This window comes from Streptomyces sp. NRRL S-350 (assembly GCF_000719705.1).
In the GTDB taxonomy this organism is placed as follows: domain Bacteria; phylum Actinomycetota; class Actinomycetes; order Streptomycetales; family Streptomycetaceae; genus Kitasatospora.
The window spans coordinates 25,995-52,918 of sequence record NZ_JOHO01000019.1 but is presented as its reverse complement, the minus strand read 5'-3'; the positions used below and the strand labels follow the sequence as shown (position 1 = coordinate 52,918).

General features: G+C 75.0%; 21 protein-coding genes and 1 pseudogene. 15 read left to right on the top strand and 7 right to left on the bottom strand.

Translation table 11 applies throughout. The features are described 5' to 3' along the window. The first annotated feature begins 34 nt into the window (after window positions 1-34). On the top strand, window positions 35-1,438 hold the full coding sequence (locus IF30_RS0118935; RefSeq protein WP_030239569.1) for an amidase: 1,404 nt from the start codon (window positions 35-37) through the stop codon (window positions 1,436-1,438). Window positions 1,439-1,619: 181 nt separating this feature from the next. On the opposite strand, the gene IF30_RS0118930 is transcribed toward IF30_RS0118935, so the two are convergent. Continuing rightward, complete coding sequence (locus tag IF30_RS0118930) at window positions 1,620-3,572, bottom strand: FUSC family protein (protein ID WP_030239566.1); 1,953 nt, start codon at window positions 3,570-3,572, stop codon at window positions 1,620-1,622. A 538-nt stretch (window positions 3,573-4,110) separates the two neighbouring features. Here IF30_RS0118930 and IF30_RS0118925 point away from each other — a divergent pair. The 5 genes from IF30_RS0118925 (at window position 4,111) to IF30_RS48700 (ending at window position 10,043) form a co-directional block, all read left to right on the top strand. Continuing rightward, window positions 4,111-5,283: a phytanoyl-CoA dioxygenase family protein gene (locus IF30_RS0118925; RefSeq protein WP_078891507.1), complete on the top strand. Its 1,173-nt coding sequence runs from the start codon at window positions 4,111-4,113 to the stop codon at window positions 5,281-5,283. Next, the gene (locus tag IF30_RS0118920; protein WP_030239561.1) at window positions 5,265-6,602 is read left to right on the top strand and encodes a DUF6271 family protein; all 1,338 of its coding nucleotides are present in this window, start codon (window positions 5,265-5,267) and stop codon (window positions 6,600-6,602) included. Before IF30_RS0118925 ends, IF30_RS0118920 begins: the two co-directional genes overlap by 19 nt. Before the next feature lie 311 nt (window positions 6,603-6,913). Continuing rightward, window positions 6,914-8,200, top strand: a complete 1,287-nt coding sequence (locus IF30_RS0118915; RefSeq protein ID WP_078891518.1) for a type III PLP-dependent enzyme — start codon at window positions 6,914-6,916, stop codon at window positions 8,198-8,200. Continuing rightward, window positions 8,197-8,793: a GNAT family N-acetyltransferase gene (locus tag IF30_RS0118910; protein WP_030239555.1), complete on the top strand. Its 597-nt coding sequence runs from the start codon at window positions 8,197-8,199 to the stop codon at window positions 8,791-8,793. Before IF30_RS0118915 ends, IF30_RS0118910 begins: the two co-directional genes overlap by 4 nt. A 5-nt stretch (window positions 8,794-8,798) precedes the next feature. After that, complete coding sequence (locus tag IF30_RS48700) at window positions 8,799-10,043, top strand: MFS transporter (RefSeq protein WP_030239554.1); 1,245 nt, start codon at window positions 8,799-8,801, stop codon at window positions 10,041-10,043. A 240-nt stretch (window positions 10,044-10,283) separates the two neighbouring features. On the opposite strand, the pseudogene IF30_RS50600 reads toward IF30_RS48700, so the two are convergent. Both IF30_RS50600 and IF30_RS0118900 read right to left on the bottom strand, forming a co-directional pair. Continuing rightward, window positions 10,284-10,460: pseudogene (locus IF30_RS50600) on the bottom strand (MerR family transcriptional regulator); the annotation flags it as partial. A 16-nt stretch (window positions 10,461-10,476) separates the two neighbouring features. Continuing rightward, complete coding sequence (locus IF30_RS0118900; RefSeq protein ID WP_030239552.1) at window positions 10,477-11,496, bottom strand: MDR family NADP-dependent oxidoreductase; 1,020 nt, start codon at window positions 11,494-11,496, stop codon at window positions 10,477-10,479. Window positions 11,497-11,702: 206 nt separating this feature from the next. Between IF30_RS0118900 and IF30_RS0118895 the strand changes: the two genes are divergently transcribed. Beyond that, window positions 11,703-12,443 (top strand): PIG-L deacetylase family protein, encoded by a 741-nt coding sequence (locus tag IF30_RS0118895; protein ID WP_030239551.1) that lies wholly within the window; start codon window positions 11,703-11,705, stop codon window positions 12,441-12,443. A 1-nt stretch (window position 12,444) separates the two neighbouring features. Here IF30_RS0118895 and IF30_RS0118890 read toward each other — a convergent pair whose 3' ends face one another. From IF30_RS0118890 to IF30_RS0118880, 3 genes are all read right to left on the bottom strand, one after another. Then, entirely contained in the window at window positions 12,445-13,308 is an 864-nt protein-coding gene (locus tag IF30_RS0118890) for a VTT domain-containing protein (RefSeq protein WP_063752697.1), read from the bottom strand. Window positions 13,309-13,358: 50 nt separating this feature from the next. Next, window positions 13,359-13,553, bottom strand: a complete 195-nt coding sequence (locus IF30_RS0118885; protein ID WP_030239545.1) for a DUF1918 domain-containing protein — start codon at window positions 13,551-13,553, stop codon at window positions 13,359-13,361. A gap of 168 nt (window positions 13,554-13,721) precedes the next feature. After that, window positions 13,722-14,402: a TetR/AcrR family transcriptional regulator gene (locus IF30_RS0118880; protein ID WP_234322754.1), complete on the bottom strand. Its 681-nt coding sequence runs from the start codon at window positions 14,400-14,402 to the stop codon at window positions 13,722-13,724. Window positions 14,403-14,763: 361 nt separating this feature from the next. On the opposite strand from IF30_RS0118880, the gene IF30_RS0118875 reads away from it, so the two are divergent. The 8 genes from IF30_RS0118875 to IF30_RS0118840 all read left to right on the top strand — a co-directional run bounded on the left by IF30_RS0118875 (window position 14,764) and on the right by IF30_RS0118840 (window position 24,916). After that, window positions 14,764-15,561, top strand: coding sequence for a phytanoyl-CoA dioxygenase family protein (locus tag IF30_RS0118875; RefSeq protein WP_234322753.1), 798 nt, complete (start codon window positions 14,764-14,766; stop codon window positions 15,559-15,561). A gap of 11 nt (window positions 15,562-15,572) precedes the next feature. Continuing rightward, on the top strand, window positions 15,573-16,142 hold the full coding sequence (locus IF30_RS0118870; protein ID WP_030239538.1) for a DUF6309 family protein: 570 nt from the start codon (window positions 15,573-15,575) through the stop codon (window positions 16,140-16,142). Between the two features lie 74 nt (window positions 16,143-16,216). Further along, window positions 16,217-20,620 (top strand): AMP-binding protein, encoded by a 4,404-nt coding sequence (locus IF30_RS50255; protein ID WP_063752696.1) that lies wholly within the window; start codon window positions 16,217-16,219, stop codon window positions 20,618-20,620. A 14-nt stretch (window positions 20,621-20,634) separates the two neighbouring features. Next, entirely contained in the window at window positions 20,635-22,014 is a 1,380-nt protein-coding gene (locus IF30_RS0118860; RefSeq protein ID WP_030239532.1) for an aspartate aminotransferase family protein, read from the top strand. A 12-nt stretch (window positions 22,015-22,026) separates the two neighbouring features. Then, a complete protein-coding gene (locus IF30_RS0118855; protein ID WP_030239529.1) occupies window positions 22,027-22,890 on the top strand; it encodes a TauD/TfdA family dioxygenase in 864 nt (287 codons plus the stop codon). Further along, complete coding sequence (locus tag IF30_RS0118850; protein ID WP_030239526.1) at window positions 22,878-23,645, top strand: SDR family oxidoreductase; 768 nt, start codon at window positions 22,878-22,880, stop codon at window positions 23,643-23,645. The genes IF30_RS0118855 and IF30_RS0118850 overlap by 13 nt, the downstream gene beginning before the upstream one ends. 3 nt (window positions 23,646-23,648) lie before the next feature. Then, window positions 23,649-24,494 carry a class I SAM-dependent methyltransferase gene (locus tag IF30_RS0118845; RefSeq protein ID WP_030239523.1) on the top strand — a complete coding sequence of 282 codons (846 nt, stop codon included), beginning with the start codon at window positions 23,649-23,651 and terminating at the stop codon, window positions 24,492-24,494. Window positions 24,495-24,589: 95 nt separating this feature from the next. Further along, the gene (locus IF30_RS0118840) at window positions 24,590-24,916 is read left to right on the top strand and encodes a hypothetical protein (protein WP_030239521.1); all 327 of its coding nucleotides are present in this window, start codon (window positions 24,590-24,592) and stop codon (window positions 24,914-24,916) included. A gap of 64 nt (window positions 24,917-24,980) precedes the next feature. Here IF30_RS0118840 and IF30_RS0118835 read toward each other — a convergent pair whose 3' ends face one another. After that, window positions 24,981-26,915, bottom strand: a complete 1,935-nt coding sequence (locus tag IF30_RS0118835; protein ID WP_030239518.1) for a phosphatase PAP2 family protein — start codon at window positions 26,913-26,915, stop codon at window positions 24,981-24,983. Between the last annotated feature and the right edge of the window lie 9 nt (window positions 26,916-26,924).

Here is a 26,924-nt window from a genome sequence, read left to right as displayed (position 1 = left end):
CGATCGAACGTCCGGCAGGGAGTGGGGAGTTCGGATGTCCGACGAGCGGGTTCACGCGTTCACCGACGATGCCCTCGGCCCGCACGACGCGGTGGCTCTCGCCGCCCTGGTGCGGTCCGGCGAGGTCAACCCCCGGGAACTGGTCGGTGCGGCCGTCGCCCGCGCCGAGCGGGTGGACAGCGCGTTGCTGCCCGTCGCCCATGCCTCGTACGACAAGCCGCGGATCAGCCGGGAGGGCATCGGCGGCCCGCTGTGGGGCGTGCCGACCTACCTCAAGGACAACGTCGACGTGCGCGGCCTGCCGACCGCGATGGGCAGCGAGGCCTTCCGCCCCCGACCGGCCCGCCGCAACGCGCGTTTCACCGACCAGTTCCTCGCCACCGGCCTGGCCGTCCTCGGCAAGACCCGGCTGCCCGAGTTCGGACTCAACGCCTCCACCGAGTTCGCCACCGCCCAGCCGGTGCGCAACCCGTGGAAGCCCTCGCACTCGCCCGGCGCCTCCTCGGGCGGCGCGGCGGCCCTGGTGGCCTCCGGCGTCGTGCCGATCGCCCACGCCAACGACGGCGGCGGCTCGATCCGCATCCCGGCGGCCTGCTGCGGCCTGGTCGGGCTCAAGCCCACCCGGGGCCGGCTGGTCACCAACGCGCAGGGCGGCAAGCTGCCGATCGACCTGGTCACCGACGGCGTCCTGACCCGGTCCGTGCGCGACACCGCCGCCTTCTTCGCCGCCGCCGAACGGCACCGCCGCAACCCCGAACTGCCCCCGCTCGGCCTGGTCGAGGGGCCCGGCGAGCAGCGGCTGCGGATCGGGCTGGTGGTGGACTCGCCGATCGCCAAGAGCGACGAGCAGACCCGCCGGGTGGTCGAGGAGACCGCCGCCCGGCTGGAGGCGATGGGCCACCGGGTCGAGCCGGCCGCCCTGCCCTTCGGCGAGGAGTTCTCCCGCGACTTCCTCTCGTACTGGGGCTACATCGCCTGGGCGATCGCGGTCACCGGCCGACTGCTGATCGATCCGAGCTTCCGCGCCGACAGGCTGGACGGCCTGACCACCGGGCTGCGCCGCCGGTTCCGGGCGGAGTTCCCGCAGACCCCGGGCGTGCTGCGGCGGCTGCGCCGGGCCGAAGGGGTGTACCGGCAGGTGTTCCGCCACCACGACGTGATCCTCTCGCCGGTGCTCGCCCACGCCGCCCCGCCGATCGGCCACCTGAGCCCGAACGTCGCCTTCGACGAGCTGCTGGACCGGCTGCTGCGCTACGTGGCCTTCACCCCGGTCAACAACGTGACCGGCGGGCCGGGCATCGCGCTGCCGGCGGGCTCCGCGCCCAGCGGCCTGCCGGTCGGGGTGCACCTGTCGGCCGCGCACGGGCAGGAACGGCTGCTGCTGGAGCTGGCCTTCGCGCTGGAGGCGGACCGGCCCTGGCGGCGGATCCAGGACTGAGGGGTTCGGCGGGCGCCGGGCCGGGCGCTCTCCGGGCGCTCACCGGGGGCACGGCCCGGGCCCGGCGAGCCACCCGGCGCGGGAACGCCCAGGCGCGGGCACATCCCGGCGCGGGCGAGCCACCCGGCGCGGGCACGCCCCGCGGGGCGTGCCTGCCGCGGGGCGGGCAGGCGCCCGGTGCTCAGGGCGCGGGTGCGGCCACCGACCGTGCCGCGTGCACCTCGTGGTGCAGCCGGGCCAGCGCGCCGTCGGGCGCGAGCGCGTCCGGGGCCGCCGCCGGCAGCGGCCGGCCGGTGCGCAGCGTCTCGGCGAGATCGGCCAGTTCCCGGGTCACGGCACCGACTTCGGCCGCGGTCGGCCCGGGCGCGCCGTGCTCGATCCGCACCCGGGTCGCGGTGGTGGCGTCCACGATCCGTTCGACCGCGATGACCAGCGGCCACCAGGCCTGCGCCCGGGCGCCGACCGGCGGCGGTTCGGTGAGCGCCCGCTGGAACTCGCTGCGGACGGCCGAGAGGTCCCGGTAGAGCCGCCGCCGGTACCAGGCCCGGGCCGGCTCGTCCCCGCCCGGCCCGGTGGTGAACGCCAGGGACACGTACGAGGCGGTGTCCTGCACGGCGTCGGCCAGGCGGTCGCCGATCCGGGCGTGCCAGGACTCCGGCCAGAGCAGGTAGCCGGCCAGCAGGGTGATGCCGCAGCCGATCAGCGAGTCGTAGAGCCGGGGCGGCACCAGGTGGAAGCCCTGGTGGTTGAGCAGGTCGGAGAGCAGCAGGATCACGGGGGTGATGGCCGCGGTCTGGAAGGCGTAGCCCTTGGCGGACAGGGCGGGGATCAGCGCCGCCAGGGCCGCCATCACCGGGACGTCCCACCAGCCGCGGGGCACCGCGGCGAGCACCGGCGCGGCGATCAGCAGTCCGGCCGCGGTGCCGAGGGCGCGCAGCACCGCGCGGGAGAACACCGAGCCGAAGTCCGGCTTCATCACGAAGGTCACGGTCAGCGTCACCCAGTACGACCGGGGCACGGCGATCACCGAGACCAGCACCTGGGCCAGACCGATGCACAGCGCGAGCCGCAGCCCGTACCGCCAGGACGCGCCGGACAGCAGCAGCGCCCGCGCGGCCCGGCGCGCCCGCACCTCCAGGCCGGCGGGCCGGCCGAGCCGGTCGGCGGCGGCGTACGGGTCCGGCGCGGCCTCGAACACGACGGTGGCGGCGTGCCCGATCGCCTCGACCAGCGCGCGGGTGGACGGCCCGGCGGGCTCGGGCAGGCCGGGCTGCGGGGCGGGGCCGGTGCGGCCCTGTTCGACGGCGTCGGCCAGGGCCCGGACGGCGGCCGGGTAGGCGGCGGGCAGCGGCCCGGCCCCGGCCGGGCGCAGGTGCGCCGCGGAGGCGGCCTCGACGACCGGGATCGCCGCGTTGAGCTGGGCGAGCAGCCGCACCAGGGTGGGCGAGCGCCCGTGCCGGCGGGCCCGGCGGGCGAGCAGCAGGTCGTAGGAGTGGTTGAGCGACTTGGTGAGTTCGCGGCGCCGGGCGTCGTACTCGGCCGTGCCGGTGGCTTCGAGGAGGTCGGCGACCGTGCGGTAGGTGTCGGCGACGACCGAGCGTTCGGGCAGGCCGAGGCGCAGCGGCCAGGCGAGCAGGGTCAGGGCGAGCACCACCAGGCCGCCGAGCAGCAGCAGGCCGGGCGGCAGCCACCAGGGCGAGGGCAGCGGCAGGCCGGCGCCGACGGCCGCGTTGAGCAGCAGGAGCAGACCGGAGGCGGAGGCGACCGCGCCGATCGAGGAGATCATGCCGGAGACCAGAGCGACGAGCGTCAGCACCGTGACGGCCGTCCAGCCGGTGCCGTACACCAGGCTGCCGAGCAGCACCCCGAGGGCACCGAACAGTTGGGGGACGGCGATGTTGAACACCCGCATCCGGTAGGCGTCGGCGGTGTCGCCGATGACCGCGGACAGCGCTCCCATCGACACCAGGGCGCCGTAGGCGGGCCGTCCGGTGGCGGTGCCGACCGCGAGCGGGGCGGAGAGCGCGACGGAGGCGCGGGCGACCGCCGCCCAGGGGACCGGCGCGGCCTGGGGCCGCAGGCTCTCGGTCAGCCAGTCGGGCGGGGCGAGTCGGGCGGCTCCTGGGCGTGGCACGGTCCCAAACTACGGCGGCGGGCTCCGGCGGCCGGGCGTAACACGCGGACGGTGCCGGGCGGTGCCGGGCGGTGCCACGTGAACCGGGATTCGCGGACGAGTCAGGCGGACAACGGTTCGCGGGGCCGGTTCGGTTCAGCGTTCGCGGTCGTGTCGATTTCCGAAACGGGCCCCGGCTTATGTCCGTCCGCGAAACATAAAGCGAACCGGGGAAGCCGTCGTGAACTGCGCCGATTTTCCCAATCGGCCGCCTGCGGGAAAGGGTTGACACCATTACTTGGTCTAGTCCAATGTGTGGTGGGCGCGGTTCGGCGCAGCCTGAGACGTGGTGAGAGGCCTTGTTGCCCCGGCGAGTTGGCCCTCCGGCAAAGCGCCGAGGCGCGGTCGGAGCCGAGCCGAGAACGAGCGTGTGCGGACCGCCGGCGGTTCTCGGGATGAATTCCCGACCCGGTCCGCAGGCCGGTCGAGTGGCATGCCGCGCCCGCACCGACCGCCGAACCGAGCGCCGCGACGACTACGAACCGTGGAGTGACTGCCCATGCCGAGCCCTGACGGACAGGCCGAGGAGTATCTGTACCGCGCCGCCTCGTCGCGCCCCTACTTCAGCGCGGACACCGAGAGCTACCTGGCCCGGACCGCGCTGCGCGAGATCCGCAAGAAGCACCCCCTGCGCGTGCTCTCGGAGGAGGACTACGCCTTCTGGCAGACCTACGGCTACGTCGTCGTACCGCAGGCGATCCCCGCCCCGGCCGCGCAGCGCCTGCTCGACTTCGCCTGGGACTTCCAGGGGCTCTCGCCCGACCGCCCCGAGGAGTGGTACCGCGAGCGCGACTACCGCGACGAACTCGACCGGCACCTGCACATCTACGGCTTCGTCGAGGCCTACCACCACCAACTCCTCTGGGACAGCCGCCAGGCGCAGCGCGTCTACGACGCCTTCGTCGACGTCTGGGACTGCGAGGAGCTCTGGGTCACCCTCGACCGGCTCAACCTCAACCCGCCGAACGTCCGCAACCGCGACCGCGCGCTGATCGAATCCACCGACCGGGGCTTCGACATCGAGCTGCACTGGGACGTCGACACCACTCAGGGCATGCTGCCGCAGCGCGTCCAGGGCATCATCGCGCTCAACGACACCGCCCCCGACCACGGCGGATTCCAGTGCAACCCCGAGCTGTTCCGCCGCTTCAACGAGTGGCAGGCCGCCCAGCCGGCCGACCGCGACCCGATCCGCCCCGCCGTCGACCGGGACGAGTTCCCCGTCGTGCGGCCCCGGTTGAAGGCCGGCGACCTGCTGATCTGGAACGGCCTGCTCGCCCACGGCGTCGAGCGCAACACCTCCGAGCGCGGCGTGCGCGCGGTGCAGTACCTGTCGATGATGCCCGCGCTGGAGGAGGCCGAGCAGCTGCGCCGCTCCCGGGTCGAGTCCTGGCGCACGCTCGCCACCCCGGACTGGAACCGCACCCTGGTCGGCGACGCCACCCGGCACGAGTCGCTGCGCTACGGGCCCGCCCAACTCACCGAACTGGGGGAGAGGCTGCTCGGCCTGCGGTCCTGGAGCGACCGCAGCGCCGGACACCCGGAGGCCGGACACCCGGCGGCCGGGCGCCAGGACACGGAGCACCAACACGCAGAGCACCAACACGCAGAGCACCAGGACGCGGAGCAGCAGGACGTGACGGGGGAGCGGGAATGCGTGACGTCTGCCTGACCCTGCCCACCAACCGCGAGTGCGCGGACACCATCACCGCAATCGGCGCCGAAGCCGCCTACGCCGCACGGCGGTTCGACGTCCGGGTGCACCTGCTGGTGCTCGACTCCGCCGACCCCGCGGCGCGCTCCCGGCACGCCCGGGCGGTCGCCGCCCTGCCCGCCGTCGAGGGCGTGGTCGTCCACCACCTGGACGAGGACGCCCAACGCGACTTCCTGCGCGAGGTGATCGACCGGTCCGGCGCCGCCGGCCCGGACAAGCTGCTGGACCTCATGCTGCCGGCCGCCGTCTCCTACGGCGCCTGCACCAACCGGGCGTTCCTGCTCGCCGCCGCGCTCGGCTGCGCCTCGGTGCACCGCCGCGACTCCGACAGCCGCTACCAGTGGCTCGACGGCGCACCCGTGTACCCCATCGAACACGAACTGGCCACGCTCGGGCTGAAGGCCGCAGACGCGGCCGCCGCCGTCACCGAGTACACCCTGGACCCGGTGCACGCCGACAAGCCCGTCGCCCTGGTCGGGGCCTCCTTCGTCGGCGAACTCTCCGTCGACCTCGGGGAGGTCCGCGAACTCGACCCGGAGGTCTACCACGACGTCGTCGCGCTCTGGGCCCCCACCGGAGCGAGCGAGCAGGACCGGCGCGAGCTCGTCGGCGCCTCCTTCGTCGGCGGCGGCACCGAGCCGTTCACCGCCGACCGCGCCGTCCTCGACCGGCCCGGCATCTGGCACATCGACATGTGCAACATCGGCCTCGACCACGAGGTGTACGAACGCGTGCCGCTGCCGCCCGCCACCGAGACCATCGGCAGCGACTACTTCCTGCACCACCTGGTGTACGACGCCACCCTTCCCGGCGTCACGCACAACCGCCACATCGTCAACTTCCACACCCCGGAACGGCGGACCGGCGCGGGCTTCACCGCCTACCAACTGCGCTACGCCAAGTTCCTGCTCTCCATGCTCTACCTCTACCCGGTCTACACCGAGATGGAGGAGGCCGGCGGGGCCCTGCTGGACGAGCACCACCACGTACGGCCCGGGGCGATCGCCGACGCCGCCCGCCGCAGCGCCGGGACGGACCGCGCGGAGAACCGGCGCCGCCTGGCCGAACTCGACCGCTGCTACCGGCGGCTGGGCGGGAAGTACGCCGAGTTCGCGGACCACCTGCTGCCCAGGCGGGCGCGCCTGCTGGACGAGGCGCAGACGGACATCGAGGACTTCGCCCTGCTGATCGACGCGTGGGGCCCGCTCGTGCGGGCGAGCAAGGCCACCCCCGCCGACCGGCTGCCGAACAGCCGGAGGACCGGGAACCCAACGTGATACGCCAGACAGCGCAGCAGAACACGGTCCAGCAGAAGACGACCCAGCAGAACACGGCCCAGCAGAAGACGACCCAGCAGAAGGCAGCCCACCAGGCTGCGACCCACCCGGGCGCGACCCACCCGGGCGCCGCCCGTGAGAAGGCTGCCCGCCCGACGTCGGCCCACCAGGCGACGGCGGACCGGACGCCGGCCGCGCCGGCCGCCCGCCGCGCCTCGACCGATACGGCGGTCCACACCGGCGCACCCGGCCCCGACCCGTACGACCGGACCGCGCTCCGCACGGCGCTCGCCGCCGCCACCGACGACCGGATCATCTACGACCTGGACGGCATCGGCCGCCAGTATGCCGCCCTGCGCGCCGAACTGCCCGGAGTGGCCGTCCGGTTCGCGATGAAGGCCTGCCCGGTGGACGAGGTGCTCGGCCACCTCGCCGCGCTCGGGTCCGGCTTCGACGCCGCCGGCCCGCAGGAGATCGTCCAGGCGCTGCGCACCGGCGTCTCCCCCGAACTGATCCACTACGGCAACACCGTCAAGTCCGACCGCAACATCGCCGAGGCCTACCGGCTGGGCGTGCGCGACTTCGCCACCGACAGCCTGGAGGACGTCACCGCGATCGCCGAACACGCGCCCGGCTCACGGGTGTTCTGCCGGCTCGCGACCACCGGCGAGGGCGCCCTGTGGGGCCTGAGTCACAAGTTCGGCTGCTCGCCCGAGGACGCCGTGCGGGTGCTCGGCGAGGCTCGCACCGCCGGGCTGGTGCCGTCCGGACTGTCGGTGCACGTCGGCTCCCAGCAGATGACCGCCGAGGCCTGGGCCGAAGCGATCGACTCGCTGGCCGCCGTCCTCGAAGCGCTCGACCGGCGCGGCATCACACCGGACCGGATCAACCTCGGCGGCGGCCTGCCCGCCCTCGGCGTCCTCGACCGGCGCGGCCGGCCGCTCGACCCGCCGCTGGACAAGATGTTCGCGGTGATCCGCGAGGGCATGGACCGGCTGCGCGCCGCCAACGCGGGGCCGCTCGAGTTCCTGCTGGAGCCCGGCCGCCACCTGGTCGCCGACCACGGCGCCATCCGGGCGCACGTCGCCCGGCTCACCTCCCGCCACCGGCTCGACGGCGGCCGGGAGGACTGGCTCTACCTCAGCTGCGGCAAGTTCAACGGCCTCTACGAGATGGACCAGTTGCAGTACCAGCTGGAGTTCCCCACCGACCCCGGCGGCCGGTTCGTCAACGCCGTGGTGGCCGGGCCGACCTGTGACAGCGACGACGCGTACGCCCAGGAGGGCGGCCTGGTGCGCGTCCCGCACGCGATCGGCTCCGGCGACCCGGTCTGGATCCACTCCTGCGGCGCGTACGCCACCGCCTACGCCACCCGAGGGTTCAACGGCTTCGCGCCGCTGCCGTACACCTGCATCGGCGGGACCGGCGACGGCCGGAGAACCGGCACCGACACCGGCACCGGCACCGACACCGACACCGACACCGGCACCGGCACCGACGCCGCCACCGCCCAGGAGGCCGGCACCGAAACGGGCACCCGCACCGGACCAGGCACCGGCCCCCACACCGACAGCCGCCCCGAGGGAGGCACCGCATGACCGACATCCGGATCCGGCTGCTCCGGGAGGACGATTGGGACGGCGTGGTCGCACTGGAGGAGCGCGCCTACGCCGCCAGCGGCCTGTCCGAGGGCCGTGAGGCGTTGCAGTCCCGGCACCGCGCCTCGCCGGACACCTGCTTCGTGCTGGACCACGCGGGCGGCCTCGGCGGCTACCTGCTCGCCCTGCCGTACCCGCTGGGCCGCTGCCCGGACCTCAGCCGCAGCGAGGACGAGGAGGGGGACGGCGAAAAGAGGGGCGGGGGCGGTGCGCGGCCGACCAACCTGCACGCCCACGACCTGGTGATCTCCGAGGACCTGCGCGGCCGGGGACTGTCCCACCGGCTGCTGCGGCACCTGGAGGACACCGCCCGGGCGGCGGGCCACCGCACCGTCTCCCTGGTCGCCGTCCGCGGCTCGCACGTGCTGTGGGCCCCGCTGGGCTACCGGGCCCGGCCCGAGATCGAGCTGCCGGCGAGCTACGGCTCCCGGGCGGTCTACATGGCGATGCCGCTGGAGCCCGCCCCGGCCCGGCCGCTGCCGCACTCCACCGACCCGATCCCCGGGCCCCGAACCAGAGCCGAAGTGGGCTGATGCCGATGTCCCCCGTCCGCGACGACTTCCGCCGGTCCCAACTGGCCATCGGCGCGCTGTTCTTCGTCCTCGGATTCCAGTACGCGACCTGGGTGTCCCGGGTGCCCGCGCTCAAGGCCCGGCTCGATCTGGGCGAGGCCCAGATCGGCCTGCTGCTGATGACCTGCGGCATCGGCGCGGCGGTGTCCTTCCCGCTGGTGGCGGTGCTGATGCGGCGGTTCGGCTCCCGCCTGCTCTCGGTGCTGTCGGCGCTCGCCCTCGGCGTGATCCTGCTCGCGCTGTCCGTGGTGCCGAACTACCCGGTCACGCTGCTGGTGCTGTTCTGCGACGGCGTCGCGGTCGGCTGCCTCAACGTCGCCATGAACGCGCAGGGCGCCGCTCTGGAGGCCCGGTTCGAGCGCACCACGATGTCCCGACTGCACGCCACCTTCAGCGCCGGCTCGCTGCTCGCGGCCCTGCTGGCCTCCGGCGTCAACGTCTTCACCGGCACCCTCGCGGTGCACTTCGGGCTGGCCGCCGTGCTGCTCGCCGCCCTGGTCGCCACCGCCCGGGCGGGACTGCTGGCCGACGGCCCGCAGGAGGCCGCCACGCAGGAGGCCGTCACACAGGAGGCCGCCACGCCGGACTCCGCCACGGCGCAGGGGAGGAAGGGGCGCCGGGGCTTCGCGCTCCCCACCGTCGCGACGCTCTGGATGGGCCTGGCGATGGTGTTCGGCACCGTCACCGAGGGCGCCATGAACGACTGGTCGGCGCTCTACCTCAAGGACGTCGTGGACGCGGGCGCCGGCCTCGCCCCGCTGGGCATCGCGGTCGTCTCGGTGATGATGGTGTGCGCCCGGGTCTTCGCCGACGGCTGGCGCACCCGCTTCGGCGACGGCCGGATCGTGCGGACCGGCAGCCTGCTGGCCGGCCTCGGCCTCGCCCTCGCCCTGGCGGTCGGCGGGCTGGTGCCGACCCTGATCGGCTTCGCCTGCGTCGGCCTCGGGGTGGCGGCGGTGACCCCGTGCGTCTACGTCGCCGCCGCCCGCCAGGGCTCCGACGCGCTCTCCCTGGTCGCCGCGATGGGCACCACCGGCCTGCTCGCCGGCCCCGCCGTGATCGGCTTCGTCGCCGGTGCCACCAGCCTGGTCTGGGGCATGGCCGCGGTGGCGGCCTCCGCCGCGGTCGTCTCCCTCTGCGCCACCCGGATCAGCTGGCCCGCCGCCCGGGACGCCCCGGCCGACACCCGGCTCGCCCCCGAGCCGACCTGACCGGCCCGCGAGGTGGCGGCCGGTCGACTCCGGCTGCCCACCGTGCGGGGCCTTCGGCGTGACGTGCCGGGCGAGGCTGTCCCGCAGCTCGGTGAGGCGGGCGATCTCGGCGTCGAGGGAGGCGAGGCGGGCGTGGACCACGGGGGCGAAGGTCTCGGGGCCGGGGTCGTCGGAGCAGCGGCCCGGCGGGTCTTGGTCGATCAGGTCGAGGCGGTGGACGCGGCTGACCACGTCCTCCACCGTCAGGCCGACGGCGAGGAGCCGGCGGATCGCCCGGACCCGGGCGACCTCCGCCGGGCCGTACTCGCGCTGGCCGGAGGCGGAGCGGGCGGGCGGGCGGAGCAGGCCGCGTTGCTCGTAGAAGCGCAGCGCCCTGGGGGTGGTGCCCGCCGCTGCCGCCGCGTCGCCGATCCGCATGCCTGTGCCTCCCCGCTCAGAGTTCCACGATGGTCATGCCGTACGTGCCGCCGGTGAACAGCTCGGTCAACGCTGCGGGAGCGCGATCGATGCCCGCGACCGGGTTCCACGGCACGGTGAGTTCCCCGGCGCGCAGCCAGGCGCCCAGGCGCTCACGCCACTCGGCGCCGAGGTCCGGGTGGTCGAGGTGGGTGTAGCCGCTGAGGGTCAGGCCGAGGGTGACGACCCGGAAGCTGTCGATCACGGCCGGCGCGTCACCGCCGCGGCGGTCCGGCGCGAACTGGCCGTCCAGCGCGCCGACCAGGGCGAACCGTGCGCCGCGCCGGGCCGCGTCCACGGCGGCGGTCAGCTGCTCGCCGCCGACGAGGTCCAGGACGACGTCGATCCCGTCCGGAGCGGCCCCGGCCAACTGCTCGGCGAGCGGCCGTTCGCCGGGCACCAGCGCCGCGTCGTAGCCGAGTTCGGCCGTCAGCCGCTTCGCCTTGGCGGGCGAGCGGGTGGTGCCGATCACCCGGGAGGCGCCGAGCAGCCGGGCGACCTGCCCGGACACCGTACCGACCCCGCCGGCCGCGCCGGTCACCAGCACCACGTCGCCCGGGCGCACCCCGGCGCCGCGCGTCAGCCCGCCGTAGCCGGCCGCGGCGACGGAGAGCAGGGCCGTCGGCTCGGGGAAGTCCGCGGGGACGGGGGTGAAGTGCCCGGCGTCGGCCAGCGCGTGGTCCCGCCAGCCGTACATGTGGGTCACCAGGTCCCCCGGGTGCAGCGGCCCGCCCTGCGGCGCGGCCAGCACCTCGCCGAGGGCCGGCCCGAACAGCGCGTCGCCCGGGGTGAGGTGCGGCAGCGGCAGGCCTGAGCCCCCGCCGCCGATCAGGGTGCGCAGGCCGGGGAAGACCAGGAAGGACCGGTTGCGGACCAGCACCTCCCCGGCGCCGGGAGCCGGCAGCGGCTCCTCGGCCACGGTGAAGTCCTCGGGTGCGGGCAGCCCGGCCGGCTCGGCGGTCAGCCGGACGACACGGGCGGTGGTGGGCAGGGCCATGGCGGCGCTCCTCGGGAAGAAGGGGGAGGCGGCGGACGGTGCCGCGCCGAGTGCCGGGACGCTAACCCCTGACCCGTGCGTCAGGGTCAAGGCCGCCAGGTGGGAAGGTGTCTGACGGTGCGTGGGGGACGCCGGTCTTCTAGAGTCACCTGCGGTACGAGCGTACGAGCGTACGACCGTGAGCCGCACCGAGAGGGAAGACCACCATGAGCGAGCAGGCCCCCGCACCCTTCGAGCCCCTCGACGAGGACTGGCAGACCGCGCTGGCGATCGTCGCGCACCCCGACGACATGGAGTACGGCGCCGCCGCGGCCGTCGCCCGCTGGACCTCCCAGGGCAAGAAGGTGGTCTACGTGATGGCCACCAGCGGGGAGGCCGGCATCGACTCGATGGACCCCGCCGAGTGCCGGCCGCTGCGGGAGGCCGAGCAGATCGCCTCGGCGCGCGTGGTCGGCGTGGACACCGTCGAGTTCCTCGGCCACCCGGACGGCGTGGTGGAGTACGGGCTGCCGCTGCGCCGGGACATCGCCCGCGCGGTGCGCCGGCACCGACCGGACATCGTGATCACCAGCAACTTCCGGGAGACCTACGGCGGGGTGTTCCTCAACCAGGCCGACCACATCGCGGTCGGCCGGGCCACCCTGGACGGCGTCCGGGACGCCGGGAACCGCTGGGTGTTCCGCGAGCTGCTGGCGGAGGGCCACGAGCCGTGGAACGGCGTGCGGCAGATCTGGGCGGCGGGCTCGCCGGAGTCGAAGCACGCGGTGGACACCAGCGAGCACTTCGACCTGGGCGTCGCCTCGTTGGAGGAGCACAAGGCGTACCTGGCCGGGCTCGGCGGGGCGATGGCGGACGCCCGGGAGTTCCTCGAGGGCTTCGGCCGGAGCGCGGGCAGCCGGCTGGGGACGCGGTTCGCGGCGCCGTTCGAGGTGTTCCCGCTGCGCTGAGTCAGCCCGCCCCACCGGGGTCGGTCCCGCCGCCTGTACCCGGACCGGCGTCGGGTTCCGGACCGGCGTGGGGTTCCGGACCGGCGTGGGGTTCCGGACCGGCGTCGGGTTCCGGACCGGCATCGGGTTCCGCACCGGCGTGGGGTTCCGTACCGGCGTCGGCGGCTGTCCCGCCACTGCCACTGCCACCGCCCGGCGCCGCGGAGCTGGCGTCGGTGTCGGCGCCCGCACCCTCGCGGCGCCGGCGCCGGTAGCGGAGCACCTGCCGGAGCAGGAACGCCGCGACCAGCACCCCGAGGCCGATCGCGAACCACAGCTGGTAGCGGATCGCGGTCCGGTACACGGCGCCGATGTTGGCCCCGGCGAGGTAGCCGAAGGTGCCCCAGACGCCCGTCCACAGCACCGCGCCGAGGACGTTGAACGGCAGGAAGCGGCGCCAGGGCATCCCCGTCGTGCCGGCGATGATGCCGTTGGTCTGGCGCAGCACGTCCACGAAGCGGGCGACGGTGACGACCTTGCCGCCGTGCCGTTCGAAGAAGCCGTCCGCGCGTTCCATCCGGGCCGGGGTGAGCAGCACGTAGCGGCCCCAGCGGTGGACGAAGGCGCGCCCGCCGGTGCGGCCGATCAGGTAGCCGAGGCTGTTGCCGATCGTGGCGGCGGCGGCCGCGATCAGCAGTACGGCGGCGAAGTCGAGGTGTCCGGCGCCCGCGTACACCGAGGCGAGCACCAGGATGGTCTGCCCGGGCACCGCGATGCCGCAGTTGTCCAGCAGCACGAGCAGCGCCACCGCGAGGTACCCGTAGTGGTCCAGCAGTGGCGCGAGCCCGGCGAGTGCCCCGGGCAGGGGGGTCGTGGGGGCGGACACCGCTCCTCACCACCTCGCTCGGGTGGAGGGCGGGGCGGTGGGGGCGTCGGTCAGCGTCCCGCCTGGCGCTGCTCGATGTTGCAGTCGGGGCCGGGGTAGACCAGGCCCTGGTGGCCGTCCTCGAAGCGGACCACGTACGGCGGCTGGCCGTCGGTGCCGCGCACTTCGATGATCTCGCCCTTCTGGTCCACCATGCCCACCGACCTGCTGTGGATGTGGAGCTGGTCGCCTACCGCTGCGTGCATGGTCTGCTCCTCGGGTTTCCTCGGGTCGGAGCGGGCCGTCTTCGCGGCCGTTCCGCTATCCACTGTGCTGCGGGGGCGGCGGGCTCGCAACGGCTCGGGCGGACGGGCCCGGTGGGCGCGGCGGGGCCGCCGGGCGCCGAACGGCGCGTGGGCGCCGCGGGCCGGGCGTCAGCGGGCGGGCAGTCGTTGCGCGAGGTAGCCGCGGACCAGCCGCTTGCATTCGGCGATGAGTGCCGGGTCGCCGTCCGGGTCGCCGCGGAAGGCCAGTTTGAGCACCGCGTCGGCGGCTTCCAGCGCGACCCGCAGGGTCAGCGTGGTGGCCGCCGGGTCGCCCGCCCGGAACAGGTCGCCGCCGAGCGCCTGCAGGCGCAGGGCGACGGCGGTGTTGTTGTCCACGCCCGTGTCCAGCAGGTGCCGGTCGTCCCGGACTCCGGCGGGGACGACCGGGCCGGCCAGGCCGAAGTCGACCTGGCCGAATCCGGGCACGGTGCGCTTCATCGCCACGAACTCCTCCACCGCGAGGTCGGTGAAGGCGGCCGGGTCGACCGGGGCGGCGGCGGCGAGCCGGGCGTCGAGGCGCTGGAGGTACCGGTCGAGGTTGCGGCCGGCGAGCGCGGCCAGCAGGTCCTCCTTGCCGGCGAAGAACTGGTAGAGGGTGCCGATCGGCACCTGGGCGCGCTGGGCGACCTCCTTGGTGGTGAGCGCGGTCGCCCCGACCTCGTCCAGCAACCCGGCGCAGGCGTCCAGGATGCGGCCGTACCGCTCCTGGCTGCGCTGCTGGACCGGGCGACGCCGGGCGGACTGGCCCATCCGTCCGGTGGTGGGGTGACTCCGGGTGTCCGAGCTCATGGGCTCACTCTGCCGCATCCGCTGTTCCGGCGGCGAATCACCGGGGCGGCAGCGGTCCGGAGTTCCGGGTGGGGCGGGAATCGACTGGTGGCCGGAGCTGAACGGCACGGTGGCGGGAAGGCGTCCACGAGTCGGCTTTGGTCTTGTCGTGGACGCGCAGACCGGTTCATACTCCTGGGGCGGACTACCTTGCGTGATCGAAGCGTGTCTCTTCGTGGTGATCGCGATTCAGTCGTGGCGGCCGTGGCTCCTGTGACGGACGCGCCGCCGCCACCCCGAGGTCTGGACGGACCCGTGTGCCCCTTTGCTCGCCGCGTGACCCGTTGTTCGTCCCGCAGAACGGAAGGAGGGGGTCGGTACGGTGACCCTGTCGTCCGGAGGGCGTGAAACCCTCGACACCGGCTACCACCGCCAGTTCCTGGAGTCCGGGTACCTGGTCCTGCCCGGCCTGGTGCCGGAAGCGCTGCGCGAACGGCTCGTCCCCGAAGTGGACCGGTGGGTCGACGAGGGCCTGAGGGCCCGGTCGATCGCCGCCTGCACCGACCCCGCCCGGCACGGGCCGCCCCCGCTGCTCGAACTGGAGCTGCCGGCGCACGGCCAACTGCTCACCCACCCACCGCTGATGGGGACGCTGACCCGCCTGCTCGGGTCGTCCTTCGTCTTCCACCACCTGCACAGCGACCGCCAGGACCCGGGGATCCCGGGCAAGCCCTGGCACCACGACTGCGAGCCCAACGACCGCTCCGACCCGGCGCTGCTGATGGTCCACGCGCTGCACTACCTCGGCGGACTCGACGAGAAGGTGGGCGGCCTCGCCGTGCTGCCCGGCTCGCACCGCAGCACTGTCGGCAAGGCCGCCTTCGCCCACCACGGCACCGGCGAACTGCCCGGCGAGGTGGTGATCGACCGGCTGCCGCCCGGCTCGACCGTGCTGCTCAACTCGGCGCTGTTCCACACCCGCAGGCCGGCGCCCGACGGGCCGGGCCGCCCCCGGTACTTCATCGACGCCTCCTACTGCCAGGTGGGCGCGCGCTGGCGGCCGGTGAAGCCGCACTGGCGGCAGATGCTCGCCCGCGCCCGCGAGCTCGACCTGGCCGACGGCCAGTGGCCCGAACTGTTCGCGGAACGGCACTTCACCGAGTACACCGGAACCCTCTGAGGAGCACTGCCGTGGAGATCGTCACCGCCGTCGCCTACCCCGAGGTCCACCGCGCCTACCTGCGGGACCACCCCGTGGAGCGGACCCACGAGGCGAACAGCAACCCGGCCGGCGAGGAGAACCTCGAACGCGCCGACCGCATCCCCGGCGGCTGGTGGTGGGTCCGGCTCGCGCGGTCGGACGTCCTGGGCGTGGTCCTGCCCTGGCACCTCAGCGAGGGCGGGCGGCTCGAACTGGTACCGCGCTCCGGCCTGACGGTCGGCGAGGCCGCCGACCGGATCCGCGCCGGCGGGCACGCCTGGGCGGCCGCCAACCCGGTGTGCTCGGCGAAGCTGCGGCTGCTGCGGTGGTCCCCGCTCACTCCGGTCTTCCTCAGCACCGCCCCGGTGGACCACTCCGACTACGGGGACCTGGCCGTCCGGGCCGGGCTGATCCACCTCGACGGCCTGCACCGCATGCTGGCCTGGGAGTTGGCCGGACGGCTGCCCGAACGGGCGGAGTTGGGCGGGTACCTCGCGGGGGACCCGGGGGTGGTCGCCGGGCCCGTCCGGGCGGGCCGGACGGGGGACGAATCGGCGTGACCTCCGCGACGCGGCACGTCCGGTCCAGTCCTTCCACTCCTTCCAGTCCTTCCACTCCTTCCACTTCGACCGCTGTGTCCAACGCGTCCGCTGGGTGCGCTGCGTCCGCTGCGTCCGTCCACCCGGCACGCCCCGCCCGCTCCCTGCCCGAACTCCTCGACCACCTCGCCCGGGCCCACCCGGACCGGCCCGCGCTGAGCGACGGCGCCCGGACGGTCGACTACCGCGCGTTGGACACCGCGGCCGGCCGGATCGCCGCCCGGCTCGCCGCCGCCGGCACCGGGCGGGGGGACCGGGTCGCCCTGCTCGGCCCCCGGGACGCCCGGATGCTGGTCCTCCTGCACGGGGTGCTGCGCTCGGGCGCGGCGGCGGTCCTGACCGACCCCGACTGGTCCCCGGCGGACCTCGCGCGGCGGCTGGCGGCGGTAGGGGTCGGGCGGGTGCTCGCGACGGAGGCCGGGCTCGGCGGGGAGGTGGTGGAGGTCGGCCTCGGCGGTGAGGTGGCGGCCGGGGAGGCCGTGGAGGTCGGCCTCGGCGGCGAGGTGGCGGCCGGGGAGGCCGTGGACGCAAGGGAGCCGGTGGGCGCCGGGGCGCCACCGGAGCCGGCCGCGCGCCCGAGCGAGGTGCTGGGAGAGGACCTCGCGTACCTCTCCTTCACCTCCGGGTCGAGCGGCGAGCCCAAGGCCGTCGCCGTCACCCACGCCAACGCCGTGCACTACGCGCAGGCGCTGGCCGGGCGGCTCGCCTTCACCGAGGCCGACGCGCCGTGCACCGGGCACGTCACCACGCTCGCCGCCGACCTCGGCCACACCGCCTGGCTGCTCGCCCTCGCCACCGGCGGCTCGGTGCACGTCGTCCCGGACCGTGCGGTCCGCGACCCGGAGGCCTTCTGGGCCTCGCTCCGGCACGCCGGGGTGAACGTCCTGAAGACCACCCCCTCGCACCTGTCCGCCCTGCTGGAGGGCCGGCCGGCCGACACCCCGCCGCTGCACACCCTGCTGCTCGGCGGGGAGCCGCTGCCGCGCCCGCTCGCCGCCGCCCTGCTCGACGGCGGCACCACCGCACGCCTGGCCAACCACTACGGCCCGACCGAGACCACCGTCGGCGCCGCCTGCCTGCTCGCCGCCGCCGCCCACGACCTGCCCGCCGACGAACCGACCGTGCCGATCGGCACCGGCATCGGCGAGGTGCTCCTCACCGTCGTGGACGGGGCGGGGCGCGCGGTGCCGGACGGCACCGTGGGGGAGCTGCTCATCGGCGGCCGCGGCGTCAGCGCCGGGTACTTCGGGAGGCCGGCCGAGACGGCCCGAGGCTTCGTCCGGCGGGGCGGCCGGCTGATGTACCGCACCGGTGACCGGTGCCGCCGGCGGGCGGACGGCGCACTGGTCTTCCTGGGCCGGGTGGACCGCCAGGTGAAGGTCCGCGGCTACCGGGTCGACCTCGCCGAGATCGAGCGGGCGATGGACGGCCACCCGGGCGTCGCCCGCTCGGCCGTGCTGCTGCGGGAGACCGCCGTCGGAAGCCAACTGCTGGGCGCCGTAAAGCCGTCGGACGGATTCGGCGGGCCGGAAGCCCTCGCCGGCTACCTGCGGGACCGGCTGCCCGGCTACTCCGTGCCGCAGCCGATCCTGGTGCTGCCGGACTTCCCGGTCGGGCCGAACGGCAAGCTCGACCGGGGGCGGCTGGGTGAGCTGGTCGCCGAACTGGTCGAGGCCCGCGCCGAGTCGTCGGGCGCCGGGGCGACCGGCCTGGCCGCGGACATCGCCCGGTTCTGGGCGGGCGCGCTCGGCCTGCCCGCCGTCGGGCCGCACGCCGACGTCCTGGGCCTCGGCGGGGACTCCATCCTCGCCATGCGCACCATCGCCTTCCTGCGGCGCTCGGGCCTGCGCGTCGGCCACGAGGACTTCTACCGGCACCCGACGGCGGAGGGCCTGGCGTCGGCCGCCGTCCCGGCGACCCCGTCCGCCCCGGCGACCCCGTCCGTCCCGGGCCCGCGCACCGGCGCCGACAGCGGCCGACTCGCCCCGGCGCAACGCTGGCTGTACCGGCAGGGAGCACTGGAGGACGTGCGGCACTGGAACCAGTCCGTCCTGCTGCGGTGCCGGACGGCGGTCGACCCGGCGGCGCTGTCGGCGGCGGTCGCCGCCGTCCTGGAACGCCACCCGGCGCTGCGTCGACCGCTCTCCCCGGACGGCTACGGCGAGCCCCGACCGGTGGCCGAGCTCGCCCCGGTCTCGTACTCCCGGATCCCGCGCGAGGCCGGCCCGCTCGCCGACACCGTCGCCGGGGTCTGCACCGAACTCCACCGCAGCCTCGACCCGTCGGCCGGCCGCCTGCTGCGTGCCCACCTGTTCACCGGACCGCCCGGCACCGACGACCGGCTCGCGCTGATCGCGCACCACCTGGTGGTCGACGGGCTGTCCTGGCGGATCCTGCTCGACGACCTGGCGCACGCGTACCGGGCGGCGCTCGACCGGAAACCGGCCGACCTGCCGCCGACGGCGGACTTCTACGCGTGGGCGGCGGCGGCCCCACCCGCCGTGGCCGCCACCGAAGGCCCGACCGGCGGCGCCGAACCTGCCGTCCGGGCCGAATCCGCCGTCCGGGCCGAACCCGCCGCACTCAGCTGGGCGCTCGACCCGGACGCCACCGCCCGGCTGGTCGCCCGGCACGGCGGCGGGGCCGGGCTGGAGGCCGTCCTGCTCGCCGCCTTCGCCGACGCCGTCACCGGCTGGTACGGCCGACCCCGGCTCGCAGTGGAGGTCGAGACCCACGGCCGGGACACCCTCGGCGACGCGGGCGAATTCCTGGACACCGTCGGCTGGTTCACCGCCGTCAAGCACGTCGGCCTGGACGCCGGGGTGGGCCCCGGGGCAGCGGCGCGGCGGCTGCGCGAGGCGCCCGTCCGCGCGATGGACGCGCCCGGGCCGCGGCCCGCCGTCGGGTTCAACTTCCTCGGCACCTTCCGGCTGCCGGAGGAGCCCGCGCTGGACTGGACGGCGGCCGCCGAGCAGGCCGGCGTGGCACGGTGCGCCGGCGGCGACCCGCTGTACGGACTTCGGCTCACCGCAAGGATCGTGGAGCAACGGCTGGTCGCCGACCTGGTGTACGGGTGGCCCGGCCTGTCGCACCCCGGGGCCGAGCGGATCACCACCGCCTTCGCCCGGGCCGTGGCAGCACTGGCCGCCGGGGAAGCCGAAGCGGTCGAGACGGGAGACGGGGGCCCGGCCGAGGCGCGGGAGGGAGCCACCGCGGCCACCGCGGCCCGCGCGGCCACTGCCGCCACCGCGTTCGCCCGGGCCGTCCCGCGCCCCGTCCGCGTCCCCCTCTCCACCTCCGGACAGCTGCTGCACGCGGGTGTACCGCCGGCCGCCCGGGCGGCGGTGCGCGAACCCGCCCGGGTGCTGCTCACCGGCGCCACCGGCTACCTCGGACGCCACCTGCTGGACGCCTTCCTCCGGCGCGGCGCCGAGGTCACCTGCCTGGTGCGGGCCGCCGACGACGCCGGGGCCCGCGCGCGCCTCGGCCCCGGAGTAGCCCACGCCGTCGCCGGGGACGTCGACCGGGACGGCCTCGGCCTCTCCCCGGCCGGCCTGGCCCGCGCCCGGGCCGCGCAGGTCGTCGTGCACGCGGCGGCGGACGTCCGGCTGGTGGCCTCGCCCGACGAACTGGAACGCACCAACCACACGGCGGTGCGCCGACTGCTCGCCTGGATCGGCGAGAACACCCCTCAGGCCAGCGTCCACCACGTCTCCACGCTCGCCGTCTCGGGCGGCGTGGACGGCCCACCGCGCCGCTTCGGGGAGGCCGACCTGTGGATCGGCCAGCACTTCCGCACCCCCTACGAGCGCACCAAGTACCGGGCCGAGCAGGCCGTCCGCGCCTGGGCCGCCACCGGACACGCGGCCTACCTGCACCGCAGCGGCCACATCGCCGCACACAGCCGGACCGGCGCCTTCCAGGCGAACATCGGCGACAACCGCGTCTACCAGCTGATCCGCGGCTACCTGCTGGCCGGCGCGGCCCCGAGCCGGCCGGACACCTCCTTCGCGTTCTCGCACGTGGACACGGTGGCCGCCGGGATCGCCGCGATCGCCCTCGACCCGTACGCCGCTCCCGGCGCGTACCACGTCGAATCGCCGTACGCGGTCGCCCACGACGAGTTGGTGGGGTGGCTCGCCGGGCACGGCTACCCGGTGCGGCTCACCGACGACGGGACCTTCGCGGCCGCCATCGCCGCGGCCGAGCGGCGGCACCCGACGGCCGCCCGGCTGGCCGCCGCCTGGGCGCAGCAGGAGGAGCGCAACGTCCGGGTGGACAGCGCCTACACCACCTCCGTGCTCGACCGGCTGGGCGTCCGCTTCACCGCCCCGACCCCGCAGTGGTGGGCGTCGGCACTCGCCTGGGCCGTCCAGGCCGGCTACCTGCCGCCCGCCGGCCCGTCCCCCCTCGACTCCGAAAGCAGGACCCACTCGTGAAGGCAGGATCCACCGTGCAGGCAGCTTCCGTATCCCGGCTCTCCCCGGTGCTCAGGCAGGCCACCCCGGTCGTCGCCGTGCGCGGCGAGGGCCTCCACCTCTTCGACGCCGACGGCCGCCGGTACCTCGACTTCACCTCCGGCGTGGGGGTGACCAGCACCGGCCACTGCCACCCCAGGGTGGTCGAGGCGGTCCGCGAGCAGGCGGGCCGGCTGATCCACGGCCAGTACACGACCGTGCTGCACGATCAGCTGCTCACCCTCACCGAGCGGCTCGGCGAGGTGCTGCCGCCCGGCCTGGACTCGCTGTTCTACGCCACCGCCGGCACCGAGGCGGTGGAGGCGGCGCTGCGGCTCGCCCGGCACGCCACCGGACGGCAGAACGTGATCGTCTTCGAGGGCTCCTTCCACGGCCGCACGATGGGCGCGGCCTCCCTCACCACGGCCGGCACCCGGTTCCGGGCGGGCATCGGCCCGCTGATGCCAGGGGTGGCGGTGGCGCCGTTCCCGGCCGCGTTCCGGCTGCGCCTGTCGCTGGGGCTGTCCGAGCAGGAGGCGGTCGAGCATGCGCTGCGCGGCCTGGACGAGGTGCTGGCCACCGTCTCCGCGCCCGCCGAGACGGCGGCGATGTTCGTCGAGCCGGTGCTCGGCGAGGGCGGCTACGTCCCCGCCCCGCCGGGCTTCCTGGCCGGGCTGCGGGAGCGCGCCGACCGGCACGGCATCCTGCTGGTGGTGGACGAGGTGCAGACCGGCTTCGGCCGCACCGGCCGGTTCTGGGCCCACGAGCACGAGCACGCCCACGGGCACGTCCGTCAGCCCGTCCACCAGCACGAGCACGCCCGCGGGCAGGCCCAGGGGAACGGCCACGAGCACGCCCGTCCGGGCGGGGCCGGCTTCCGCCCCGATGTGCTGATCACCGCCAAGGGCCTGGCCAGCGGCTTCCCGCTGTCCGCGATCGCCGCGCCCGCCGAGCTGATGGGGCGCGCCTGGCCCGGCTCCCAGGGCGGCACGTACGGCGGGAACCCGGTGGCCTGCGCCGCCGCCCTGGCCACCCTGGACGTGCTGCGCGAGGAGCGGCTGGTGGAGAACGCGGCCGAGCAGGGCGCGCGGCTGGTCGCCGGACTGCGGGCCGTCGCCGCCGAGGCCCCGGGGATCGCCGACGTCCGGGGCGTGGGGCTGATGGCGGCCGCCGAGTTCTGCGGCCCGGGCGGCTCGCCGGACCCCGAGGCCGCCAAGCGCGCCCAGCAGGCGGCGGCCGAGCACGGCCTGCTGCTGTTGCTCTGCGGGATCCACCTCAACGTGGTGCGGATGGCCCCCGCCCTGGTGGTCACGGCCGGGCAGGTCGACGAGGCGCTGGAACTGTGGACCAAGGCCGTCGCGGCCGGCAGCCGGTAGGGAGGGGACCTCATGGACGCGGTGAAGGAAATCGGCTGGAGCAGCCTGGAGTTGGAGGCCCGGCGGGAGATGTGGTCGCTCCCGTTGGGGGAGGAGGAGCGGCGGCTGCTCTGGGCCGACGCGCGGGCCGGGCGGTGGGGCGCCGCCGAACCGGTGCGCGCCAGGCTGCGGGACTTCGTCCGGGACGCCGTGGCCTCGGTGGGCATCACCCACGTCAGCGGCCTGGTCGACCCACAGCGCCCGGAGCGGCAGATCACCGAGGTGCTCTCCTTCCTGCTGCGGGACTACGGGCGGATCGTCCCGCAGAACGGGCGCGGCGACCTCGCCTCGGTGCTGCGCGACCAGGACGGCGACGGCAACACCGAACTCGGCTTCCACTGCGACACCTGTGACCTGCTGGTCCTGCTCTGCCTGCGGCCGGCCTTCGACGGCGGCGGACTGACCAAGCTGGCGAGCGCGCGGCACGTCCACGACCTGATCGAGCGGGAGCGGCCGGACGCCCTGGCCACCCTCTGCGAGGACTGGACGTTCGACCGGGCCGGCCGGGCGGGCCCGCAGGTGGTGGTCACCCCGATCCTCTACCACCAGAAGGAGGGGACGGTCGGCTGCTACTACCAGACCCGCACCGTCCGTTCCTCGCCGGACCGGGGCGGCCCGGAACTGACGGACCGCCAGTGGGAAGCGTTGGGCGTGCTGGACGAGGTGCTGTACCGCCCGGAGATCGCCTTCGGGCTGCCGATGGCCGCCGGCGACCTGCTGATCATCCGCAACAGCCGCGTCCTGCACGGCCGTTCGCCGTACGTCGACGAACCCGGCCGGTACGCCCGGCGGATGCTGCGGATCTGGGTCAACGAGGGGGAGGCATGGGCGCGGTGAACGCACCGAACGGGCGGGTCGCGATCGTTACCGGTGGGGGCAGCGGGCTCGGCCGGGCCTCCACGCTGGCCCTGCTGGAGGCCGGCTGGACCGTCGTCGTGGCCGGGCGGCGCAAGGACGCGCTGGAAGGGACGGCAGCCCTCGCCGGCCCCGCCGCCTCCCGGGTGCTCGCCGTCCCCACCGACATCCGCAGCCCGGAGGAGGTCGCCCGGCTCTTCGACACCGTCCGCGACCAGTACGCGCGGCTGGACCTGCTGTTCAACAACGCGGGCGCCGCCGCCCCGCGCCGGCCGATCACCGAGACCCCGTTCGAGGACTGGAACCGGGTGCTCGACACCATCGTCACCGGCGGCTTCCTCTGTGCCCGCGAGGCCTTCCGGATGATGAGCACCCAGACCCCGAAGGGCGGCCGGATCATCAACAACGGCGCGCCGTCGGCGTACGTGCCGCGCCCCAACTCCATCGCCTACACGGCCGCCAAACACGCCGTGCTCGGGCTCACCAAGGTGCTCGCACTGGACGGCCGGCCGTACGGCATCTCCTGCGGGCAGATCGACGTGGGCAACGTCACCCCCGTCGACGGCGGACCGCAACCCGCCGCGATGCAGGCCGACGGCACGACGGCCGTCGAGGCGACCATCCCGGTGGAGCGCTTCACCGAGGCCCTGGTGCTGATGGCCGCGCAGCCGCCGGACACCAACATCCAGTCGCTGGTGGTCCTGCCGACCACCATGCCGTTCGTCGGGAGGGGGTGAACCGTGCTGGTCAGCGCACGCTCCTTCGAGGAGTACCGCGCGATGTTCGCCCTCACCGGGCGTGACCTGGACCAGCGGATCCTGGACTGCCCGGGCGGCGCGGCGAGTTTCGTCGCCGAAGCCGGGCGGCGGGGCATCGACGCGGTCGCGGTGGACCGCCAGTACGCCTACCACCGCGAGGAGTTGGGCCTACTGGTCGAGCGGGAGACCGCGTTCAAGCGGGAGCTGTTGGCCGAGGAGACGAAGGACTACCCCTGGTCGTGGTACTCCGACGCCGACGACATGGTGGCCCGGTGGATCGCGAACGCCCGGGTCTTCCGGGCGGACATCGCCGCCCGCCCGGACCGCTACGTCGCCGGCTCGCTGCCCGAACTCCCCTTCGGGGACGACTCGTTCGACCTGGTGCTCAGCTCGCACCTGCTGTTCTCGTACGGCAACCGGCTGGGCGAGGAGTTCCACCGGGCGGCGCTGCTGGAGCTGGCGCGGGTCGCGCGTCGGGAAGTCCGGCTCTTCCCGCTGATGGTGTACGACACGCGGGTCCGCTACGAGGGGCTGGAGCGGCTGCGGCGCGAACTGGCCTCGCACGGGATCGCGAGCCGGGTGGAGCGGGTGGCGTACGAGTTCCAGCCGGGCGACAACGACATGCTGGTGCTGTCCTGCGCGGACTACCGGGCTCCGGCCCGGGCGGGGGCACAGGCGCAGGCACAGGCGCAGGTTGAAGTGCAGACGGAGGCCCGGGCGGAGGCACGGGCGGAGGCGCGGGCGGAGGTGCAGGGGTGGACACGGCGGGGCGAGGCGGACGATCCGGTGCGGTGGCGGCACCGGGAGGCGGCCCGGCCTAGGCCTTGACCAACTGGCCCGGTGCGGGCTGCCTTTGGCTTCGGGGTGCTCCTGGTGTTCTGATGTGACCTCAGAACAGCATTCACGGAAAGTGGGGGATCGCCATGACCGAGCCGTTGCCTGTGACCGCGTACGTCCGCGTCTCGTCCGGCAGCTTCGACCCGAGCCGGTTCGCCGAGGTCGACGCCGCGAACATGAGGACCTCGGAGTACCTGATCCCGGCCATCAACCGGCTGCCGGGGCTCATTCGCCACTACGTGGGCGTCTCGCCGGAGGGGACGATCGTGCACATCGGCGTCTGGGACTCCGAGGAGCACGCGCGGCAGATGGACGGGCTGAAGGAGATGTCCGTCGTGGCACGCGCGGAGATGGAGGCGCACGGCGTGACGTTCCGGCCGATCGTCAACTACCCGCTCAGCTGGACCAACTGACCTGGTCCGCCACCCCGGCGCTCGCAGCCGGGCCGACGCGGAGAACCGGCCGCCCCCGGTCCGGTCAGCAGCGGGTGAGGCGCACCGAGAGGCCGGTGTGGGTGTACAGCGGCGTGGCCCGGTACCCGTCGGCGTCGACCGTGATGCTGTCGAACCCGCCCTGCAGGGAGCGCCCGCCGATCACCGGCACCACCACGTCCGGGCCCAGGTCGCGGACGTCCGACGGCCGGACGGTGAGCCGGGCGCCGGGCTCCAGGGTCACCCGGCCGCCGACCTCCAGTGCCGGAGCGCGGTGGTGGTGGAGCGTCACCTCCAGGCCGGCCCCGGCCGACTGCAGGTACGCGCCGCGCACCCGGACGGAGCCCTGCCGGGCGTCCAGTCGCAGGGCGCCGCCGCGGACCCGGACGTCGCCGCGGCCGAGGGCGTCGCGCGAGGCGGCTGTGAGGACCCCGGCTTCCACCGCGGTGCCCCCCGCGTAGCGGTTGGTGCCGGTCAGGGTGAGCGTGCCGGTGCCGCGCTTGGTGAGCCCGCCGCGGCCGCCGATGTCGTTGCGCCAGGTGTCGGCCGCGTCGAACCCGCCGCGGGCGGCGTCCGGTTCGACGGTCACGTCATCGTCGAACGCGCCGTAGCCGTCCGCCGCGGCGAACAGGTTGAGGCGCCCCCACATTTCCGGGCCGTCCAGCAGCACGTAGCCGGCCGGCAGGGCGGTGGTGCGCAGCACCTCGCGGCGCTGGGCGGCGTCGAGGTAGGGCAGACGGGTCTCCAGCAGCACCTCGGCACCCTTGGGCACGGTCATCGGGACCTCGCGGCCGCGGCGGCGCAGGACGTACGTCAGGCGGGGGGTGACGCGCTCGGAGTTGGCCTCGCGGTCGGCGTAGGGGTCCTCGGCGGGGGCGGCGGAGTGGGCGAAGGCGTACAGGGTGTCGGCCGTGGTGCCGGTCCGGGACCGGAAGTACGCGGCAGCCTGGCTGCGGGCGGCGGCCTTGAGGGCGGCGTTCTGCGGGTCGGCCAGGGTGGCGGCGGCGAGCGCGGTGGCGAGGATCCGGCCGCCGATCACGTCGAGCGGGGAGTGCATGCCCGCGGTGATCCGGGTGTGGCTGAGGTCGAAGGCCCGGGTGATCAGCTCCTGGAAGCGCTCGGGCACCGCGTACGCGAGGGCCAGCGCGGCGAGGTGGAAGGCGTTGGTGTGGCCGCTGACGAAGCCGCCGTCGTCGGCCGGGGAGGTGCTGCGCTGACGCAGCAGCTGCGGGGCGACGACGACCTGGGAGTCGTAGACCGGGTAGCCGAGGGCGTCGGTGGTGCCGGTGTCGACGACGGTGCTGTCCTCGGTGAGCCGCCAGGGGCGCGGGTACCGGTAGGCGTACTTGGCCGGGTTGCCGGAGGCGTGCGGTCCGCGCAGCGTGTTGACGAGGGTGACGACCTGCCCCAGTTCCGAGTCGACGGCTCCCGGGCCGATCCGGGATCCGGCGGGCGCGCCCGCCGGGACGGCGTCGTCGACCTGCGCGGGCGGCGTGGAGTCGGGTGCCGTGGTGATCGAGGTGACGGCCTTGGCGCCGCCGCGGTACAGGTCCGCGAGCGGGCCGAGACCGGCGATCACGGCGTGGCTCTGGTGCTGGCGGTCGTAGACGAAGGCCTCCCGGGCCTGTGCGGCGGTGCGCCGGGTGGTGGTCGTCACGCAGTAGCGCACGTTGGCGCGGAGGATGTCGGCCGTCAGCGGCGAGCCGGTGTTCCAGGAGCCGCCCGTCTTCCAGAGCCGGTTCATCCCGGTGAGGATGCGGACGGCCGCGTTCCCCTCCGGGGTGAGGTCGACCATGGTGTTGGTCGCGTAGTCGTCCACGAAGGGGAGGGCCTGGGCCGGCCCGGCGGGCGCCGCCGCGGCCTGCTGCGGGTTCGCCAGCAGGCCCAGGGCCGTGGGCGCCGTGAGGAGGCCGGCTGACGCGCCGGCGGAGTTCCGCAGGAAGCGGCGGCGGTCCATGGCGTTGACGTTCCGGTCGTTCATCTCTCGTCT